The following is a 1349-nucleotide window of genomic DNA, read 5'->3' as shown; positions in this document are numbered from 1 at the left end:
CGTCAAAGCTAGTCCATTGCATTTCGCTCCCCTAGCGGCCTAACACCAGAATTAAGCCGACCCGCGAAGCGGGTTCGGCTTGAATGAATTGTTAGACCGCGTGTCACGAGCTAATGCGTCGAATCTCATAGGCGACCTCGCGATCTGGGAAGAATTCGGGCGGGTAGTAGATGACGTCGTATCTGACTGGCCCGTTGCAGGTCTCCACTACCCAGCGCTCGATCCTAAAGCCATTGTTCCCGACGAGTGACAGGGTTCGCTCTGCCGGCCGAACAGAGCATGTGGAGCCGACATCTGCGCGAATCTGGTCAAGTGGCACTTGATTGAAATCCGACGCCTGCGCGGGCGGCATCAGTGACACTAAAAATATGACCACAAGCATTTGGATAGCTTTCATCAGCGGTCTAACACCGGAATTAAGCCGACCCGCGAAGCGGGTTCGGCTTGAATGAATTGTTAGACCGCGTGCCGACATTGCCCGAGCATTTGTAACGTACCAACTCCCGACCAGGAACAGTTGTACTGTCGATTAGCTGTCTACCGTCTTTGGAAAGGGTAAAGCGTGCGGCCGAAAGCCACGTTTCACCCTCGCCGGAAAGCTCAGAGATCAATGCAATCTCTGTGTCTCCCCGAACCACAACGGCCTTGATGGGACCATCACTCTCCCAGTACGTGATGTGGCGAGGAGTAATGCGTAGAGTCAAATCGTCTGCGTCAGATCCGCAAGAATCTGGAGCCCCTGCCCACTGCCCAACGAAACGGTCCGGGACGATGATTGGATCTCTGCCCGCGAGAGCTGAGGCTGGCAGCAGCAATATGGCTATGAACACTGCAGTCTTCATTGCTCTCCCTAGCGGTCTAACACCTGAATTAAGCCGACCCGCGAAGCGGGTTCGGCTTGAATGAATTGTTAGGCATGGCTCAGAGGACCTTCACGATGAGTAGGGCAATCAGAGGGATCGCAAAGAACACCGTTGTCCCAAGAGCGTAGCAGGATGTGGCGTCCCAAGATCGGCGAAGGTAAAGGTGTACGCCGAAGCCGATGGCCGCCATGAAAATGGTGAAGGGCAGGAACAATAAGAACCAGGGGAGAGTAAGTCCGTACTGTGAGTCGTAGAGGATGTATCCGGCGACAATCCAGACTGGTAGGAGTCCAAGCGCCAAGTAGTAGAGAAGAAGCGATACGGGAGGCTTCGTCAGTTTGCTGTGATCTGCGTCCATGCCTAACGCCTGAATTAAGCCGCGCCGCGAAGCGGCGTCGGCTTGAATGAATTGTTAGCTGGCAACCGCAGTTCCCAGCTGTCGGCCAAGCACTCAAAGGTCTCGTCCTTCAGGTAGAACAAGTAGTG

Annotated in this window: 1 protein-coding gene; it reads right to left on the bottom strand. The window is 54.7% G+C overall.

Annotation, left to right across the window (positions count from 1 at the left end; all coding sequences use genetic code 11):
- Positions 1-921 precede the first annotated feature (921 nt).
- On the bottom strand, positions 922-1221 hold the full coding sequence (locus ACIPRS_RS18830; protein ID WP_267790875.1) for a hypothetical protein: 300 nt from the start codon (positions 1219-1221) through the stop codon (positions 922-924).
- Between the last annotated feature and the right edge of the window lie 128 nt (positions 1222-1349).

It is taken from the genome of Pseudoxanthomonas sp. LARHCG66, from assembly GCF_052871755.1.
This window is presented reverse-complemented; position numbering and strand designations above follow the sequence as displayed.